This is a genomic window from Mesorhizobium sp. P5_C1 (assembly GCF_054049815.1).
Genome location: NZ_JBFULQ010001026.1, coordinates 1 through 1,166 on the forward strand (window position 1 = coordinate 1; position 1,166 = coordinate 1,166).

General features: G+C 50.0%; 1 protein-coding gene. It reads right to left on the reverse strand.

The window, feature by feature from the left end:
* Positions 1–827, reverse strand: an 827-nt coding sequence (locus tag ACXJ7R_RS33590; protein ID WP_457155549.1) for a sensor histidine kinase, incomplete at its 3' end; no start/stop codon positions are given.
* Positions 828–1,166: the final 339 nt, after the last annotated feature.

The window sequence follows — 1,166 nt, forward strand, 5'->3', positions numbered from 1 at the left end:
CTGTTGCAGACACTGACGACCGCATGTTGTGCGGTATGGTTCAGTTGGACCTCCACAACACTGTGCTCGACCGCGAAGGATGTCGCATTTGCGAGTAGATTCCCGATCGCTTGACCGACAAGAGTTGGGTCGGCGCGGACATAGGCGGGGCCGTTGCGCCGTAGCGTAAATTCCAATCCCGAGTGCGTTTGCTCAAAATCAGCGACTAGCTGCATCAGCAGTTGAGACAGATCGAGGATGGCCGGCCTACACTGGCGAACATAGGCTTCAGCATCTGTAGCTTGACTAGCTCGCTCGATTAGATTCCAAACGTGCTGAGTGCTCAATGTAGCGTTGTCGAGCGCGCCGGATGCACGGGCGTCGTCCGAGCCGAACATTCGTGCAAGTTCGAGACTTGAATTTATCTGCGCTACTGGCTGACGGACCTCATGCCGAAGGAAATGGGCCAGGGTCCGCAGCCATTGCAGATGTCTGGCGTCCTGCTGTATCTGTCTCGATAGGCGCTCGCGTTCCCTCGTTTCGGTCAGGAAAAGCCGGCGAGAAACTAGTTCCTTTTGATAAGCTGCCAGCCCTAAAATTACAACTATGACCATCAACGACGTCTCCATGCTGCTAGCGACGGCAGGTGGAGTATCCGAGCTTTGACTAATAACAAAAACATAAAATAAAGAAAGTAGAAATCCAGCAATGAAACTGAAGCGAAAAAATAACCCGGTAAAAAAGAAGCCATATATAAGTATCATTATCGTGGATGAGTAGTTATCTACTACGACAGCCTCGTTTGCTCCCAGAGCCAGAAAACATATCCCAAAGCTAAACAGAAACATAGTAACAGTTCCTGACAGCTGCGCAGTGGATTTATAATTTCTGTAAAATGTAAGCCATATAAGTCCCACAAGTATTGGCAATAACACAAGAAACCTTATCCAGATAGCGCGTGTAAGCAAGCTGTGATTTGAGAACAGCAGTGGGTCCAAGGCCACATAGACAACTGTGAGGAGCACCGCGAACGTGTAAGCGTAGCGTATGTGGAATATCGACGACCGAAGTATGAATGCTTGATACTGAGCCTCCTCGGAGTCGGAGAGGAATCGTAACGTAAGTGGTGCGATCCCGTAGCGCCTGAACGTGAAAGAACCTGCTACCTCTCGCTGAGCCTCCACCAT